Origin of the sequence: Streptomyces sp. Je 1-4 4N24 (genome assembly GCF_026239515.1) — a bacterium.
In the GTDB taxonomy this organism is placed as follows: Bacteria; Actinomycetota; Actinomycetes; order Streptomycetales; family Streptomycetaceae; genus Streptomyces; species Streptomyces nigrescens.
Map to the genome: position 1 here is coordinate 5,897,630 of NZ_CP110836.1, position 15,564 is coordinate 5,913,193.

General features: G+C 72.3%; 15 protein-coding genes and 1 tRNA gene. 7 read left to right on the forward strand and 9 right to left on the reverse strand.

What is annotated here, in order from left to right:
* Window positions 1–45: 45 nt before the first annotated feature.
* The 4 genes from SLV14N_RS25845 to SLV14N_RS25860 are packed head-to-tail and all read right to left on the reverse strand — an operon-like array spanning window position 46 to window position 4,167.
* Window positions 46–1,305, reverse strand: a complete 1,260-nt coding sequence (locus SLV14N_RS25845; RefSeq protein WP_263271260.1) for a glycosyltransferase — start codon at window positions 1,303–1,305, stop codon at window positions 46–48.
* Entirely contained in the window at window positions 1,302–1,496 is a 195-nt protein-coding gene (locus tag SLV14N_RS25850) for a hypothetical protein (RefSeq protein ID WP_208684004.1), read from the reverse strand. The genes SLV14N_RS25845 and SLV14N_RS25850 overlap by 4 nt, the downstream gene beginning before the upstream one ends.
* The gene (locus SLV14N_RS25855) at window positions 1,493–3,016 is read right to left on the reverse strand and encodes a sugar transferase (protein WP_263271262.1); all 1,524 of its coding nucleotides are present in this window, start codon (window positions 3,014–3,016) and stop codon (window positions 1,493–1,495) included. Before SLV14N_RS25855 ends, SLV14N_RS25850 begins: the two co-directional genes overlap by 4 nt.
* A 59-nt stretch (window positions 3,017–3,075) precedes the next feature.
* Window positions 3,076–4,167 (reverse strand): hypothetical protein, encoded by a 1,092-nt coding sequence (locus tag SLV14N_RS25860; RefSeq protein WP_263271264.1) that lies wholly within the window; start codon window positions 4,165–4,167, stop codon window positions 3,076–3,078.
* A 245-nt stretch (window positions 4,168–4,412) separates the two neighbouring features.
* Here SLV14N_RS25860 and SLV14N_RS25865 point away from each other — a divergent pair, with 245 nt between their 5' ends.
* Entirely contained in the window at window positions 4,413–4,733 is a 321-nt protein-coding gene (locus SLV14N_RS25865) for a chaplin (protein WP_078518717.1), read from the forward strand.
* A gap of 186 nt (window positions 4,734–4,919) precedes the next feature.
* Complete coding sequence (locus SLV14N_RS25870; RefSeq protein ID WP_263271266.1) at window positions 4,920–5,780, forward strand: spermidine synthase; 861 nt, start codon at window positions 4,920–4,922, stop codon at window positions 5,778–5,780.
* Between the two features lie 37 nt (window positions 5,781–5,817).
* Here the strand turns inward: SLV14N_RS25870 and SLV14N_RS25875 are convergent, their stop codons facing one another.
* A complete protein-coding gene (locus SLV14N_RS25875; protein ID WP_263271268.1) occupies window positions 5,818–6,390 on the reverse strand; it encodes a hypothetical protein in 573 nt (190 codons plus the stop codon).
* A gap of 118 nt (window positions 6,391–6,508) precedes the next feature.
* Here SLV14N_RS25875 and SLV14N_RS25880 point away from each other — a divergent pair, with 118 nt between their 5' ends.
* From SLV14N_RS25880 to SLV14N_RS25890, 3 genes are all read left to right on the forward strand, one after another.
* Window positions 6,509–7,201, forward strand: coding sequence for a response regulator transcription factor (locus SLV14N_RS25880; RefSeq protein WP_208684013.1), 693 nt, complete (start codon window positions 6,509–6,511; stop codon window positions 7,199–7,201).
* Between the two features lie 115 nt (window positions 7,202–7,316).
* The gene (locus tag SLV14N_RS25885; RefSeq protein ID WP_208684016.1) at window positions 7,317–8,720 is read left to right on the forward strand and encodes a HAMP domain-containing sensor histidine kinase; all 1,404 of its coding nucleotides are present in this window, start codon (window positions 7,317–7,319) and stop codon (window positions 8,718–8,720) included.
* A 169-nt stretch (window positions 8,721–8,889) separates the two neighbouring features.
* Window positions 8,890–9,939: a chitinase gene (locus SLV14N_RS25890; RefSeq protein WP_208684018.1), complete on the forward strand. Its 1,050-nt coding sequence runs from the start codon at window positions 8,890–8,892 to the stop codon at window positions 9,937–9,939.
* Window positions 9,940–10,045: 106 nt separating this feature from the next.
* On the opposite strand, the gene SLV14N_RS25895 is transcribed toward SLV14N_RS25890, so the two are convergent.
* Complete coding sequence (locus SLV14N_RS25895) at window positions 10,046–10,957, reverse strand: AraC family transcriptional regulator (protein ID WP_208684020.1); 912 nt, start codon at window positions 10,955–10,957, stop codon at window positions 10,046–10,048.
* A 121-nt stretch (window positions 10,958–11,078) separates the two neighbouring features.
* On the opposite strand from SLV14N_RS25895, the gene SLV14N_RS25900 reads away from it, so the two are divergent.
* Window positions 11,079–11,729, forward strand: a complete 651-nt coding sequence (locus SLV14N_RS25900; RefSeq protein WP_208684022.1) for an NAD(P)-dependent oxidoreductase — start codon at window positions 11,079–11,081, stop codon at window positions 11,727–11,729.
* Window positions 11,730–11,849: 120 nt separating this feature from the next.
* Here the strand turns inward: SLV14N_RS25900 and SLV14N_RS25905 are convergent.
* The 3 genes from SLV14N_RS25905 to SLV14N_RS25915 form a co-directional block, all read right to left on the reverse strand.
* Window positions 11,850–11,925: transfer RNA gene (locus tag SLV14N_RS25905), tRNA-His, on the reverse strand.
* A gap of 160 nt (window positions 11,926–12,085) precedes the next feature.
* Window positions 12,086–12,703 carry an oligoribonuclease gene (gene orn, locus SLV14N_RS25910; protein WP_208684024.1) on the reverse strand — a complete coding sequence of 206 codons (618 nt, stop codon included), beginning with the start codon at window positions 12,701–12,703 and terminating at the stop codon, window positions 12,086–12,088.
* Window positions 12,704–12,708: 5 nt separating this feature from the next.
* On the reverse strand, window positions 12,709–13,995 hold the full coding sequence (locus SLV14N_RS25915; RefSeq protein WP_208684026.1) for a GlxA family transcriptional regulator: 1,287 nt from the start codon (window positions 13,993–13,995) through the stop codon (window positions 12,709–12,711).
* 1,021 nt (window positions 13,996–15,016) lie between these two features.
* Between SLV14N_RS25915 and SLV14N_RS25925 the strand changes: the two genes are divergently transcribed.
* Complete coding sequence (locus SLV14N_RS25925) at window positions 15,017–15,538, forward strand: universal stress protein (protein WP_208684028.1); 522 nt, start codon at window positions 15,017–15,019, stop codon at window positions 15,536–15,538.
* Window positions 15,539–15,564 lie beyond the last annotated feature (26 nt).

Sequence of the window (15,564 nt, forward strand, 5' to 3'; positions counted from 1 at the left end):
ACGCCGCCCCGGTCTCTTGCTTCACGGCCTCGGCCATGGCGCTGCCTACCTGTTCGGGAGCGGGGACGGGTCGGGCGACCGGGACGGGTCCGGCAGCGACACGCTTGCCGCGGGGAGCGCGGCGGGCCGGCCCTGCGGTGGCGGCACGACCGCCGGCTCCCTGCGCCGTGCCGAGATCGCGGCCACGGCCTGCTCGTACACGGACATCAGGGCCTCGGCGCTGCGGGTGATGTCATAGCGCCGCACCACCGGCGGGACCGGCAGCCGGCCCGGGCCCTGACGCCGCAGGTCCCGCAGGGCGGTGCCCAGTTCATGGACGTTGAGGCCGAAGCGGCGGGCGCCGGGGGCCTGGTCGGCGGGCAGTTCGTCGACCGCCGGGCAGCTGCCGTAGAGCACATGCAGCCCGGACGCGAGCGCCTCCAGGACGGCCAGCCCGAACGCTTCGTCCGGGGAGGGCGAGACAAGGACGTCGATGGCCGAGAGCAGACCGGGGATATCGGGCCCGGCGGCCCCTCGGCCGGCGGCCGCCGTGTCGACCGCGCCGTCGCGCTCGCCCAGCAGATGGATCCGGTCGCCCGAGCCGAACTGCTCCGCCATCCGCCGCAGCATCTCCCGCTCCGGCCCCGCACCCGCCAACAGCAGGTGCACACCGGGCAGCTGGGTCACCGCGCGGACCAGCACATCGAACCGTTTGCCGGGCACCAGCCGGCCGACGCCACCGACCACGAAGGCATCCAGCGGCAGGCCCAGCCGGGTACGCACCAGCGCCCGCGCCGCCGGGTCGAAGCCGAATCGGTGCGCCTCGATGCCGTTGGGGACCACGTGGATCCGCTGCTCCGGTACGCCCCAGCGGCGCAGCCGGGCGGCGACGGTGTCCGAGACGGCGACCGTGGCCGTCCCCAGCCGTTCGGTGGCCCGGTAGAGGGCGCGGACGCCACGGGTCAGCCGGCGGCCCTCGATGACCGCGTCGCCCAGGGAGTGTTCGGTGGCGACCACGGCCCGTACGCCGGCCAGCCGGGCGGCGACCCGGCCGTAGACGCAGGCCCGGTAGAGGTGGGTGTGCACGAGGTCGTAGCCGCCGTCACGGATCAGCCCGGCGAGACGGGGGAGTGCGGTCAGGTCCCGGTTGCCGGTCATGCCGAGGTGGCGGACGGGGGTGCCGTCGGCCTCGATGCCCTCGGCGACCGGGCCCGGACCGGTCAGGGTGAGGACCTCGCAGTACGCGGGGAGCCGGCGCAGCAGCAGCCGCAGCTGCTGCTCGGCGCCGCCCACGTCGAGGTCTGTGATCACGTGCAGAACCTTCACCGGATGCCTCCAGAGGTAGCGGCCGGGGTGGTGGTCCGGTCGGGGGGCAGGGCACGGCGCCGCAGCGGGTGCAGGGCGCGGTTACGGGAGCCCGGCGGATCCCAGGCGCCCTCGCCCCCGGGCCCGCCGGGCGGGACGGGCACCGTGGCGGTGCGGCCGGGGCGGCGCAGCGGCGGGGCGCCCGCGCTCATCTGCCCTCCAGCCGCACCACCGAGGCCACGGTGCGCAGCAGGATCAGCAGGTCCTGCCGCAGTGACCAGCTGTCGATGTAGAGGTTGTCGAAGCGGACCCGGTCCTCGACGGGGGTGTCGCCGCGCAGCCCGTGCACCTGCGCCAGGCCGGTCATGCCCGCCGGCATCCGGTGCCGGGCGCCGTACTCGGGGCAGGTCCCAAGGAACTGCTCGACGAAGAAGGGACGTTCCGGGCGCGGCCCGACCAGGCTCATCTCGCCGCGCAGCACGTTCCACAGCTGCGGCAGCTCATCGAGCGAGGTGCGCCGCAGCAGCCGGCCGACCCGGCTCATCCGGCACTCGTCCGCCAGGCTCCACCGCGTCGCCGCCTCGTGCTCGTCGCACGGCTGCCAGGTGCGGAACTTCAGCAGGGTGAAACTGCGGCCCCCTCGGCCGATGCGTTCCTGCCGGAAGAGCACACCGGGCCCGACGGCGAGCCGTACCGCGAGGGCGCAGCCCAGCAGCACCGGGGCGGTGACCACCAGCCCCGACGCGGCCAGCGTGAGGTCCAGCAGCCGCTTGCTCCCACCGCCGTGCCGCGGCGGGGCGGTGTCCAGGAGCCGGCAGGCGAAGCCCCTCAGGTGGTCGGTGTCCGCATGCGGCGTCCGGCCCTCGCGGGCGGCCGCGGGGCCGGCCAGCCAGACGGCCGAGCCCTGGGCGATGAAGCGGCGCAGCAGTGCGGTGGTGTGCGGATCGCCGTACGGCGGCAGGGTGAACACCACGTCCCGCACGGTGTGCTGGATGACGGCGCGGGTGACGTCCTGCGCGGATCCGAGCCGCGGCAGCGGCGGTCCGACGGCACCCGGGGGTGCGTCCGGACCGGCGGTGCCCGTCGCGTCGGATCCGGCGGGCGGCAGCGACGGCGGGGTGACCACGCCCACCGGGCGCATCCCGTACTCGGGGTGGGCATGCAGTACGGCGGCGAGCTGCCGGGCCGCCGGGCCGGTGCCGACGATCAGCGTGGCGCGGGGCCGGCGGCGGGCGGCGGCGCGGCGGGCCCGGTGGACCGCGGCCCGGCCGCCGCAGCCCAGTGCGGTGTGCACCGCCACCGCACCCACCAGCAGGGCCGGCGGCAGCACCTGCCCGGGGCGTACGGCGGCGAGCACCGCGGCCGCCGCACACCAGCAGACGGCGGACCGGACCAGCAGCGTCGGCAGATCGTTCAGCGTGCTCGGGGCGGGGCCAGGACGGTAGAGACCGGCGTGGGCGTGGAGCAGCAGCAGTCCCACCAGGAGGAGGCCGAGTGCGGCCGGCGCCGTTGCGGGGCCGAGGACGAGCAGCGCGGTGGCCGCGGTGGCCAGGGCGTCGGCGGCCAGCAGCGGGGCGACGGTCCGTCGCCGTACACCGCGGCCGGGCCGGGGCGGGGGAAGGGTTTCCCGCCCCGGCCCGCGCGGCGGACGGACCGCGGCCGCCGGGCGGGGGACCGCCGACGGGGGCGGGACCCGGGCGGAGCGGTGCGCATCCGCGCTCTCCGTCGTCATCGGCTGATCCGCATCGGCTGATCCGCTCTCTGCTCTCCGGAATTCCCGGGGCGCGTCGCTCAGCGCCTGGTATCGGTCTGGACGAAGAGCGCGCCGAGCAGATATCCGGGATTGCGGGTGGTGAAGCGGAAAGTGAGCCGGTCGCCGCCGGACCGCAGCGCGGGCGTGATGTCGAATACATCGGAATCAAATCCGAGCGTGTTCCGGTAAGCGGGCCACCGCATCGTTGCCCGGCCGAAATCGGTGACCGTCGAATTCATCACATCATTCGCCGGATTGGCGGCATCCCGCACCGTGTGCGCGCGGTGCCTGGCGGCCCGGACGGTGAGCGTGTCATTTCCGTGGCCCCGGTCGCCGTCGTATGCCACCACGCCCGCGCGGCCGTGTGAATTTGCCGGGATACGCAGTCCGGGCAGTCGCACCGAAAGCTCCCGGCGGTCCGCGCCCAGCGACTGGAAGCCGTCCCACAGCGCGATTCTGCGCAGCGGCTGCTTTTTGTTCTCGTATGCGGCCACCAATGTCCAGCCGCCCCAGACGCCGGCCGTGGAATGGCTCGTCGCCATATTGATCTGCGCCACCGTGTAGGCGCCGCCGCCGCTGTTTTGCACCAGTTCGGTGACCTCCGCGGAGGCCTGGAATCCCTCGGTCGCGGAGTGCGGGCGGTGCCCGGTCATGGTGTCGGCGCGCACCTCCCGGTACCGGCCGCCGGGCTCGGCGAGCAGCACCCGGCCGTTGTCCCTGGCGGCCTTCTGTCCGCTGCCCCGCAGGCTGCCGCCCCAGTACAGCCGGGCGTAGCTCACCCGGGAACCGGCCGGGATCCGCAGGGTGGCACTGCTGGAGTTGGCGGTGCGGGCGTCGGAGTCGACGTCGATGTACGCCATCCGGTAGTGGCCGTTCGCGCCGGCGGAACCCTGCTGGACCGCCGCACACGGGGTGGCGGTGCGGCCGGCCGCCGTTTTGCAGGTGACCGAGGAGTTGGCGGCGCGCGCGATACCGCCGTGCTGGGTGGCGTGATAGCGCTCGGTGAACGGAATTCGTGCGGATTCCCTGGCGGCCGGCGCGGCCACCGCCGAAGACAAGGCGGCCGACAATGCCAAGGACGCCAGTGCGCATACGACGCCGCGCCCGGTGCGGTCCATCGACTTCCGCATGTCTTCCTCTCCGACTTCAATCAGTCAAACAGGAGAGCACTCTGACAGAAATCATGTTGGAAACCGCGGCAGGCACGCCGGACCCCGGTCGGGGGCGGCCATTCAGCGGAATGCCGGGCTTCGTGCCGTCCCGCCGTTACTGCCAGAAGGGCTAACGATTTCCCGGAAGAGGGAATGCCCGCATCCCTGACTCATTCCGCTCGTTGTGACCGGTTGCCCCATTCGCGAACTGAAAGGAGAATGGGATGAAGCGGTTTGTTACGACCGCCGCGATGACTGCGGCCAGCTGTGCCATGGTTCTGGGTGGCGCAGGCATCGCATCTGCAAGCGGGGACCACGGCCGTGGTCACCACGACCATCACGACAGCTACCGTCACGACCACCGCGGTTTGTACAACCACCGCAGTGGCGCCAATGCGGCGGGCTTTGCCGCGGGTTCCCCGGGCATTCTCAGTGGCAACAATGTCCAGGTCCCGATCAACATCCCGATCAACATCTGCGGCAACAGCCTCAACCTTGTCGCGGCGTTGAACCCGGCGTTCGGGAACGCATGCGTCAATAGGTGATCCGCCCGCCGGTCCGGATGGACATCGGGCCGGCACGGGTCATGATGTGCAGTTGGCGGATCACCCGTGACCTCGGTCGTGGGTGGTTCGCCACACTGCCCCGCACGCCCGGCCCCTGGCCTCCGGGCGCCGGTATCGCGCTGACCAGCGGATACGGCATCCCGGGCACAGGCCATACTGGAGGGCATGGCGAAGAGCAGACGGGGGCGCGGCGGCCCGGAGCCCGTCACCGAAACGGTGGACGGCGGGCTTGCCGAGCTGCGTCCCGACCGGGACCGGCCGCGCGGCTGGACGCTGCTGATCGACGGTGCTCCGCAGTCCCATGTGGACCTCGACGACCCGGCATATCTGGACTTCCCCTATCAGCGGCGGCTCGGCCACCTCGCCGATCTGGCCGGACCGGCCGGCAAACCGCTGCGCGTCGTCCATCTCGGCGGCGGTGCCCTGACCCTGGCCCGCTATGTCGCGGCGACCCGGCCGCGGTCCACCCAGCAGGTCGTGGAGATCGACGCGGCGCTGGTCCCTCTCATACGCCGGCAGCTGCCGTGGGACAGCGGCTGGCGGATCCGGGTGCGTGGCGGTGACGCCCGCGCAGGCCTGGCGAAGATCCCGGACGGCTGGGCGGATCTGATCATCGCCGATGTCTTCGCCGGTGCCCGTACGCCCGCGCATCTGACCAGCACCGAATTCGTGGCGGAGGTACACCGGGCGCTGCGGCCCGGCGGGTTCTACGCGGCGAATCTCGCCGACGGGCCGCCGCTGCGGTTTCTGCGCGCCCAGATCGCCACGGTCCGTACGGTCTTCCCCGAGCTGTGTCTGACCGCCGACCCGGCCGTGCTGCGCGGCAGGCGCTTCGGCAACGCCGTGCTGCTGGCCGCCGACGGGGAGCTGCCGGTCGCCGAACTGACCCGGCGGGCGGCGACCGATCCCCAGTCCGGACGGGTCGAACACGGCCGGGCGCTGCTGGACTTCACCGGCGGCGCGGCCCCCGTCACCGACGCCACCGCCCTCCCCTCACCCGCCCCGCCGGCCGACGCATTCGACTGACGGGCGGCGCGCGGCGGTTCGAGGAGAAGACACCCCCCTACGTCGCGTGGTCGCTGGTCTCCACGACCGGCGGATGGCCGTTCCAGGTGCAGATCACGGACGTATGGGCGCCGCCGCCGGTGAAGTCGACCCGCAGCCACCCGACCTGCTTCCACACCTGCATCTCCCAGCCCGGGTTCGGGGTCGCCGACACCAGCTCGGCGGACCGGTTGCCCATGTCGATGACCACCCGGCCGCCCGCCGTGGAGTAGCTCTTGACCCGGCCGTCGGAGACCGGGGCGGAGCCGCCCGGCCGGCCGGTGCCCGGGTACCCCGACCGGGGGGAGCCGGTGTGTGACGGGGTGGCCGGCCGCGAGGGTCCGTGGTCGCCGGGCGCCTTGCTGCGGCCGGGCGAGGGGGACGGCTTGGGGCGGTGCGTGGAGGAGGCCCGCGGTGTGGCGCCGTCGTCCGACTGCCGCCCCGAGGAGGCCACTTGCTCGGAGAGCGGCAGGGCACGCGGCGCGTCGTACGCCGTTCCGGACAGCACGGTGTGCACACCGAACCACGACAGGGTGACCGCGGCGCCGGTCGCCAGCGTCCAGGCCGCCGCGTGAACCAGTCCTCGTTGCATCCGGGTCATACTGCACCACCGCCCTGTCCCTGTGCAGCCCGTCCAGCACCGCGGACCGCATTGCTCCGCTGTCAACATCGGGCAGGGAAGCCCGCCCGAATGGCGTACGGTGCCGCCCATGGCAAGTGTGCTCGTGGTCGAGGACGACCAGTTCGTACGCTCGGCCCTCATCCGGCATCTGACCGAGGCCGCCCACACGGTACGCAGTGTCGGTACCGCCCTGGAAGCGCTCCGCGAGGTGGCACACGTCGGCTTCGACGTCGTCATCCTCGACCTCGGTCTGCCCGATCTGGACGGGGGCGAGGCGCTCAAGATGCTTCGCGGAATCACCGATGTCCCGGTGATCATCGCCACGGCCCGGGACGACGAGGCCGATATCGTCCGGCTGTTGAACGACGGCGCCGACGACTACCTCATCAAGCCGTTCTCCGTCGAGCACCTCTCGGCCCGGATGGCGGCCGTACTGCGCCGCTCCCGGTCCGCGACGGCCGGCGCGGAACCGCCCTCACGAGTGATCCGGGTCGGCGGCCTGTCCATCGACCCGCTGCGCCGGCAGGCCGAACTCGACGGTGTCGCACTCGACTTGACGCGCCGGGAGTTCGACCTGCTGGCCTTCCTCGCCGGCCGGCCGGGCGTCGTCGTCCCCCGCAGGGAACTCCTCGCCGAGGTCTGGCAGCAGTCCTACGGCGACGACCAGACCATCGACGTCCATCTGTCCTGGCTGCGCCGCAAACTGGGCGAAACCGCGGCGCAACCACGGTACTTGCACACACTGCGGGGCGTCGGGGTGAAGCTGGAGCCACCACGGTGAGCTGGGGGTACCTCCCAGCGGTAGCTGGGGGAGCGCGCGAGACCGCCGGGCCGCAGACGGCGGAGAGAGCCGCACCTCTGCGCCTCGTGGGCGGAGAAGCGAAGGATGAGAAACAGTGAGATGGGCCCTGGTCAAGGTGGCGCTGGCGGTCACCGCCATGGTCGTGGTCGCCTTCGCCGTCCCCCTCGGCCTGGTCGTCAAGGAGCTGGCCCGCGACCGCGCCTACGGAAGCGCCGAGCGGCAGGCCGCCACCATCGGCCCGGTCCTCGCCATCACCACCGACCGCACCCAGCTGGAGCGCGCCGTCGCCAGCGCCGAGACCGGCTCCGGCGGCCGGATCGGCGTCCATGTCCCGGCGAGCGGCAGGAACGGCAGATCCGCCGAGATCGGCGCCCGGCGCGCCCCGGAGGCCGATGTGGCGGCGGCCGTCAAGCTGGGCCGGGCCTCCATCTCACCGGTCTCCGGCGGCTCCTCGCTCCTCCAGCCGACCGCGGTCGCCTCCGGTATCGCCGTCGTCGAGGTGTTCGTCCCCGACGCGGCGCTCACCAAGGGCGTCACCACCTCCTGGCTGGTGCTGGCCGGTGTCGGTCTCGCGCTGGTCATCGGCTCGGTCGCGGTCGCCGACCGGCTCGGCACCCGCATGGTCCGGCCCGCCGAACGCCTCGCCGGCGCCGCCCATGACCTCGGCAAGGGCGAGCTCGGCGTCCGCGTCCCGGAGGACGGCCCCAAGGAACTGCGGCTGGCGGCCAGCGCGTTCAACTCCATGGCCGACCAGGTCGTCCAACTGCTGGCCAACGAGCGGGAGCTGGCCGCCGACCTCTCGCACCGGCTGCGCACCCCACTGACCGTGCTCCGGCTCAACGCCGCCTCGCTCGGCGACACCCCGGCCGCCGAGCAGACCCGGGCCGCCGTCGAGCAACTGGAGCGCGAGGTCGACCAGATCATCCGGACCGCCCGCGAGCAGAAGGCCCAGACCCAGCAGGCGGCCGCCGCGGCCGGCTGTGACGCCGCCGAGGTGATCCGGGAGCGGATGGCGTTCTGGTCGGCGCTCGCCGAGGACGAGGGCCGCACCGTACGCGTCGCCGGCGCGGACCGCCCCGTACGCATCCCCGTCGCCCGCCCCGAACTCGCCGCCGCCCTGGACGCGATGCTCGGCAACGTCTTCCGGCACACGCCCGAGGGCACCGCCTTCGCGGTCGATGTCCACAACGCGGAAGAGGCGGTGATCGTGCTGGTCTCGGACGCCGGGCCGGGCATCGCCGACCCGGACGCCGCGCTGCGCCGCGGCCACGGCGGTGGGGGTGCCGGCTCCACCGGCCTCGGTCTGGACATCGTGCGCCGGCTGGCCGAGTCCACCGGCGGCGATATGCGCATCGGCCGCTCGGTGCTCGGCGGCACCGAGGTGCGCATCTGGCTGGCGCTGGACGGCCGGCGCGCCCCGCACGGCGGACGACGCGGCCACCGGCTGCGCCGCACGCTCCGTACCCGGGGGCGGCGGGCGGCCCGCACCGGCACCTGAAGGAGGCACATGCCGGGGGCTCTTAACCACTCCCTTCCGCTGCCTTAAGGCCGCCATAATTCCGCCAACTGCCATGCCATTCCCGGCATTTGTCCGTTTCGTTGGCGCTAGCGTGCGGGACGCACCACGGTGCACCCCACCCCCCCATGTGACGACAGGCAGGCACGCCATGACTTCCTCGGTACACCGCCGGCGCAAGAGCCGCACCACCAAGCTGATCGTGACCGGCGTGGCCGCCGCGGTCGCGGCCGGCGGCGCCTTCGCCATCGCCGGTTCCGCCATGGCCACCAAGGCCCCGCGGCCCGCCCCCACCGCCGCGAAGGCAGCGGCAGGCTTCGCCCCGTACGTCGACACCTCGCTCAGCCCCGCCTACGACCTGGCCGACACCGCCAAGAAGACCGGGGTGAAGAACTTCCACCTCGCCTTCGTCACCTCCGGCGGCGGCTGTGTGCCCAAGTGGGGCGGCTCGGGCGAGCTGGGCGACAACCCGGTGGCCCGGCAGATCCCCGCACTGCGCGCGGCCGGCGGCGACGTCCGGGTCTCCTTCGGCGGCGCCAACGGCTCCGAACTCGGCCTGGCCTGCGGCTCCACGGGCGAACTGGCCGCCGCCTACGGCAAGGTCATCGACCGGTTCAAGCTCACCAAGGTCGACTTCGACATCGAGGGCGGCGCACTGCCGGACACCGCCGCCAACACCCGCCGCGCCCAGGCCATCACCCAGCTCCAGAAGAAGCACCCCGGCCTCGACGTCTCCTTCACCCTGCCGGTCATGCCCGAGGGCCTGACCCAGGACGGGGTGAACCTGGTCGCCGACGCCAAGAAGAACGGCGTCAAGATCTCCGCCGTCAACATCATGGCGATGGACTACGGACCCGCCTACAGCGGCGACATGGGCACCTACGCCACCCAGGCCGCCACCGCCACCCAGGGCCAGCTCAAGAAGGCCCTCGGCCTGAGCGACGCGGCCGCCTGGAAGACCGTGGCCGTGACCCCGATGATCGGCGTCAATGACGTCCAGTCCGAGATCTTCCGCCGCGACGACGCCACCCAGCTGGTGAAGTTCGCCCAGGCCAAGCACCTGGCCTGGCTGTCGATGTGGTCCTCCACCCGCGACAAGGCCTGCCCGGGCGGCACCGGCAACTCCGCGCAGCCGACCTGCAGTTCCATCGAGCAGAGCCCGCTGGACTTCACCAAGGCCTTCGGCGCGTACAAGGGCTGACCCCCACCGGCGGTCCGTCCCCCCCCCGGACCGTTCGCCCCCGAGGCGGGGCGCAGCGGGTCCCCCAACCGCTGCGCCCCGCCCCTTCTCCGTGTGCGGCATGTCCTCAGCCCGCACCGCCCCGTACGGCCACCCGGAAGGCGATCGGGGTGGTGCCCGTCTGCCGCTGGAAGAACTTGCTGAAGTTGGTGGCGTCGGCGAAGCCCAGCCGGTCCGCGATCCGGGCCGCGGACTGATCGCCGTGCGCCAGCAGCCGCTTGGCCTCCAGTACCACCCGCCGGTCGATGAACTCCTTCGCCCCCACTCCGGCGGCGGCCTCGGTGGCCCGGGAGAGGGTGCGCGGCGCATAGCCCAGCGCGCGGGCGTAGTCGGCGACCCGGCGGCTGCGGGTGAAGCCCCGCTCCACCGCGTCCCGGAAGCGCAGATATGTCGCGCTCGCCGCACAGGCCCCGTCGCCGTCCCCGCCCGCCGCACCGCCCGGGTGCGCGGCCCGCAGCACCAGGACGGCCAGCAGATGCCGCAGCACATCGAGGTGGATCTCCAGCGGTAGCCCGCCCAGCGCCCCGAACTCGGTGTGCAGCTGCCGCAGCGCCTCGGCCACGCCCCGCGCCGCGGCGCCGTCGGGATGCCGTACGGGCGGCCCGTACCAGTCCTCGATCCGGGCCGCGGCCGCGGTCGCCGGATCCAGGAAGCCCGCCTCGAAGAGCACCAGCCGCCCCTCCGCACCCGTCAGATCGCCGAAGTGCTGGACCTGCCCGGGGCGCGACCACAGCAGATCGCCCGGGGCCATGACGTGCTCCCGGAAGTCGACGCTGTGCACCAGCCGGCCGCGGTCCAGGAGCAGCAGATGGTGGAAGCCGGGGCGGTGTGGGGTGGACAGCCGGCAGGCGTCCGCCCGCGCCCGCAGCTCCGCGAGCGTCAGCACCTCCACCCCGGCCGGCCGCCCGGCCGGCGCGGAGAACGCCACCTCCCGGATCTCCGGAACGGGCTCCCCGCCCTCCTGTCGCTTTCTGACCATCGCTGGTCTCCTCGCTACCCCGAAACGTCCTGCTGGTGCCCCTAGCGTAAAGACGTCAGCACATCAGCTGACGGAAAACGGAAGTCCCGACCGGGACCACGGAACAGCTGGGAGACCCATCATGTCCACGATCGCTCTCTTCGGGGCCAACGGCACCATCGGAAGCCGCATCCTCCACGAGGCCCTCCGGCGCGGTCACCGGGTCACCGCGGTCGTCCGCGACCCCGCGAAGATCGCCACGACCCATGAGCACCTGACCGTGACCACCGGCGACATCCTCGACCCGGGCTCCGTCGCCGCCGCGGCCAAGGGGCAGGACGTCCTGGTGAGCGCGGTCGGCGGCGGCGACGGTCCGGGCCATATCGCCACGATCAGGCCCGCCGCCGAGTCCCTCGTCGCCGGTCTGCGCACCCTCGGCGACGCGGCGCCCCGGCTGCTCACCGTCGGCGGCGCCGGTTCGCTGCGCACCCCGGACGGCAAGCAGGTCTGGGACGCGGAGGGCCTCCCCGAATTCCTGCTGCAGATCATGCACGCCCACGGCGACGCGCTGGACTTCTACCGCTCCGTCTCCGATGTGCGCTGGACCAACCTCAGCCCGGCGGCCATCATCGCGCCCGGCGAGCGCACCGGCAGCTACCGCACCGCCACCGACGATCTGGTCACCGACGCCGGGGGCCACAGCCGGATATCCACCGAGGACTACGCCGTCGCCGTCCTCGACGAGATCGAGCGGCCCCGCCACCTCGGCGAACGCTTCACCGTCGGCTACTGAACCCGGCATCCGTCTCCGGAAGCCGGCCCTCATATCCGCTCCCTATATATGGCGGCATATACGGTGGCCGGTACGCCGACAAACGCCAAGGCCCCCGACCTGAGGTCGGGGGCCTTGAAGTGGGGTGAGTAACGGGACTTGAACCCGCGACATCCTGGACCACAACCAGGTGCTCTACCAGCTGAGCTATACCCACCATGACCGGTGCTGTGTGGTTCTTTTTCCCCACCGGCTGAGAAAAAGTGTACAGGGTCCGGAGGGGTGCTCGCGCCCAGGTTTGGTGTCCCGGGACCGAGGGCGTGTCGCGCGGGTCACGGGCGGACCCGGGCACCGCGCGACACGCGCCCTCCGGCTCACTACGGTGTGGACTGCCGCTCGGCCGGCAGGACGTGCTTGGCGGCGATGGCCTTCGCGGTGTCCGAGTCGGGGCCGGGCTGCGGCACGAAGACCGCCTCCCGGTAGTAGCGCAGTTCCGCGATGGATTCGCGGATGTCCGCCAGCGCCCGGTGGTTGCCGTTCTTGTCCGGACTGTTGTAGTAGGCCCGCGGGAACCAGCGCCGGGCCAGTTCCTTCACGGACGAGACATCGACGATCCGGTAGTGGAGGTAGCTCTCCAGTGTCGGCATGTCGCGCAGCAGGAAGCCACGGTCGGTGCCGACGGAGTTGCCGCACAGCGGCGCCTTCCCCGGCTCCGGCACATGCTGCTTGATGTACGCAAGCACCTGCGCCTCCGCCGCCTCCAGCGTCGTCCCGCTGTCCAGCTCCTCCAGCAGCCCGGAGGCGGTGTGCATCTGGCGCACCACCTCCGGCATGGTGCCGAGCGACTCGGCCGGAGGGCGGATCACCACATCCACCCCGTCGCCCAGCACATTCAGCTCCGAGTCGGTGACCAGGGCGGCCACCTCGATGAGCGCGTCATTCGCCAGCGAGAGTCCGGTCATCTCGCAGTCGATCCACACCATGCGATCGTTCATACATCTCACCCTACGGGGCGCTCCCGCTGTCCGGGCAGCACGGGGCGGCCCGCTCCCCGGCCGACCGGGGAGTCCGGCAGGCGGGAGGCGTAGGCGTCCGACTGCGGTTTGCCCGCTTCGGCCGCTTCGGCGGTCGCCAGCCCGTGGCCGGCCAGCGCGGCGGCGGAATACCGGTCCCCGCCGCCCGCCCCCAGCGCCGCCCGCTCGCGCTCCGGCCGCTCGGCACGCTCCGCCCGCTCCGGTCTCAGCGCGGGTTCGGACCCGTTCTGCGGCCGGCGCGCGCGGTAGGCCGCGCGGTAGGCGGCGGGCGAGGCGCCCAGCTGCCGTCGGAAGTGGCCGCGCAGGGCGACCGGCGAGCGGAATCCGCAGCGTCCGGCGACCTCGTCCACCGAATAGTCGGAGGTCTCCAGCAGCCGCTGGGCCTGCAGCACCCGCTGGGTGATCAGCCACTGCAGCGGAGCGCTCCCGGTCAGGGAACGGAAGCGCCGGTCGAAGGTGCGCCGGCTCATGTACGCGCGCGCGGCCAGCGTCTCCACGTCGAACTGCTCGTGGAGATGCTCCAGCGCCCAGGCGACGACCTCGGCGAGCGGGTCGGCGCCGATCTCTTCAGGTAATGACCTGTCCAGGTAGCGCTGGTGCCCCATGTCGGACGCGGTCCGGCGGGGCGGCACGACGAGCCGGCGGGCCAGCGCGTTCGCGGCGTCCGCGCCGTGGTCGGTGCGCACGATGTGCAGGCACAGGTCGATACCGGCCGCCGTCCCCGCGGACGTGAGCACATCGCCGTCGTCGACGAAGAGCTCGCGGGGGTCCACATGGACGGACGGATAACGCTTGGCGAGCGTCGGTGCGTACATCCAATGGGTCGTGGCCGGGCGGCCGTCGAGCAGTCCGGCCGCGGCGAGGACGAACGCCCCCGTGCACAACCCGACGATTCTGGCCCCTTCTTCATGCGCGCGGCGCAGCGCGTCGAGCGCGGCGGGCGGCGGGGCCTGGGTGATGGAACGCCAGGCCGGTACGACGACCGTCCCGGCACGGGAGATCGCCTCCAGCCCGTAGGGGGCGGAAAGTTCGAGCCCCCCGGTCGTGCGCAAAGGCGCATCTTCGCCCGCGCACACAAGCAGCCGGTACCGCGGGACGCCTGCGTCCTGTCGGTCGATGCCGAAGACCGAGAGCGGAATGGAGCTCTCGAAAATGGGGCCGCCGCTGAAGAGGAGCACCGCGACTATTTCGCGGCGTCGTCGGGCGGCGAGCTTGCGTGCGGCATCTGGTACGGCAGCGGAGTCCTGGCTCATGGCACTTAAGCCCCCCTCGGTCGTCTCGCCCTCTCGGTCCTGCACAGTTCCCCCGCCATTGCTACCAAGATCGAATCTACTGTGTTCCGTGAGGATGGAGTGCCAAGTTCACCACCCGCTGGTATGTCGATATGGCAACTTGGCGCGAAGCATTCGATCACGAAGCGTTCCACTCGTCGGGCCTACATGGGAAGTACGCGTCTCGGCTCTGCCCGTTCGCAGTAGGGCACAACCATGCCCAGCGGTCCTTTCCTCCCTGCTCACGCCAGGGTTGAGGGGGGCCGCGGACAAGGTGTGGACCTCGGCCGGAAGTTGGCTGAAAACGGTCGCGCGCAGACTTGCAGGCGCCCTCAATCGACCGGCGTACGCCCTTCGGAATGCCGGCCGCCCCCGTGCGCCGTCGCCCCTGAACGTCCGCTTCTGTCCCGGTGTCTTCCGACCTCGCGCACGCGGACCCGTGCGGCGGTCCGTTCGGAATGCCGCAACAGTGCGCGACAGGCACAGGTCACAGCGGCCAGACCGGCGGCGGCGCCGGTCGCGCCGGCCCAGGAGGCGCCGCTGAAGATCAGTACGAGGGGTACCAGGGCGCAGCTGAACGCGCCCCAGCGCACCACATCGCTCACTGGGTCGGGTGATCTGTCGGACGGCAACGGCACCGCGCACTCCCCTCGGACGGGCTGCTACTACAACGCCGACGACGATCATGGGTCACCGCGAGGGGTACGTACGGGGGCAGGCCGGGGCATTGCCATCCGCGCCACGCTCCGGCATGCTCCGGGGAACGTTCGAGGCCCCACCCACCTCGCGCGGGCGCCCCGCGTCCGTGGCGGGCTCTGGGCAGCGGGGGAGTGGCGCCGTACTCTTGGGGTATCGGGTTGGGAAGATGATTCCCAGTCGTATCGTTCCTCTTTGAACTATGGCTCCCGCACCTCGGGCGCGCCAGCTCAGTCAACTGCCGGATCAAGTCAATCGCCGTTCCCCGTTCGCCCCTCCGCAAGAGGACGTCCTCGCCGAGACACCAATGGCCGGTCACGAAATCCCCGAACCCGCGGACCGCAAGCAGGTCGCCGATCCCATGGCGGACCTCGATGCGGCGGAAAAGACGCGCCACTCCTGCGACCCCGCGTTCCGGCACGGCGTCGTGGTCGGCTTCGACGGCTCCATGTCGAGCGAGCGAGCATTGGCGTATGCAATCGGTATGGCCCGGCGCCTCGGCTCGGGTCTGATCATCGTCCATGTGGCCAACCGGCTGCCGACGACCGTCTGGGCGGGCTGTGAGCCCCCGGTCTTCGTGGATGTGCCGGATCACCGCACCGAAGTGCTCGGCCTGGAGCTGGCCTGTGCGGACCATCTCACCGAGGTGCCCTGGATCCTCGTCGAGCGCGGCGGCGACATCTGCCACGAGCTGGAGGAGGTCGGCCGGGAGTACGAGGCCGACGCGATCGTGGTCGGCTCCACGCACGGCATCGTCGGCCGGATCTTCGGCTCGGTGGCCGGCCGGCTGGCCCGCCGGGCGCAGCGCCCGGTCATCGTGATTCCCTGACGCGCCGTCGGCGCGGACCAACTCCC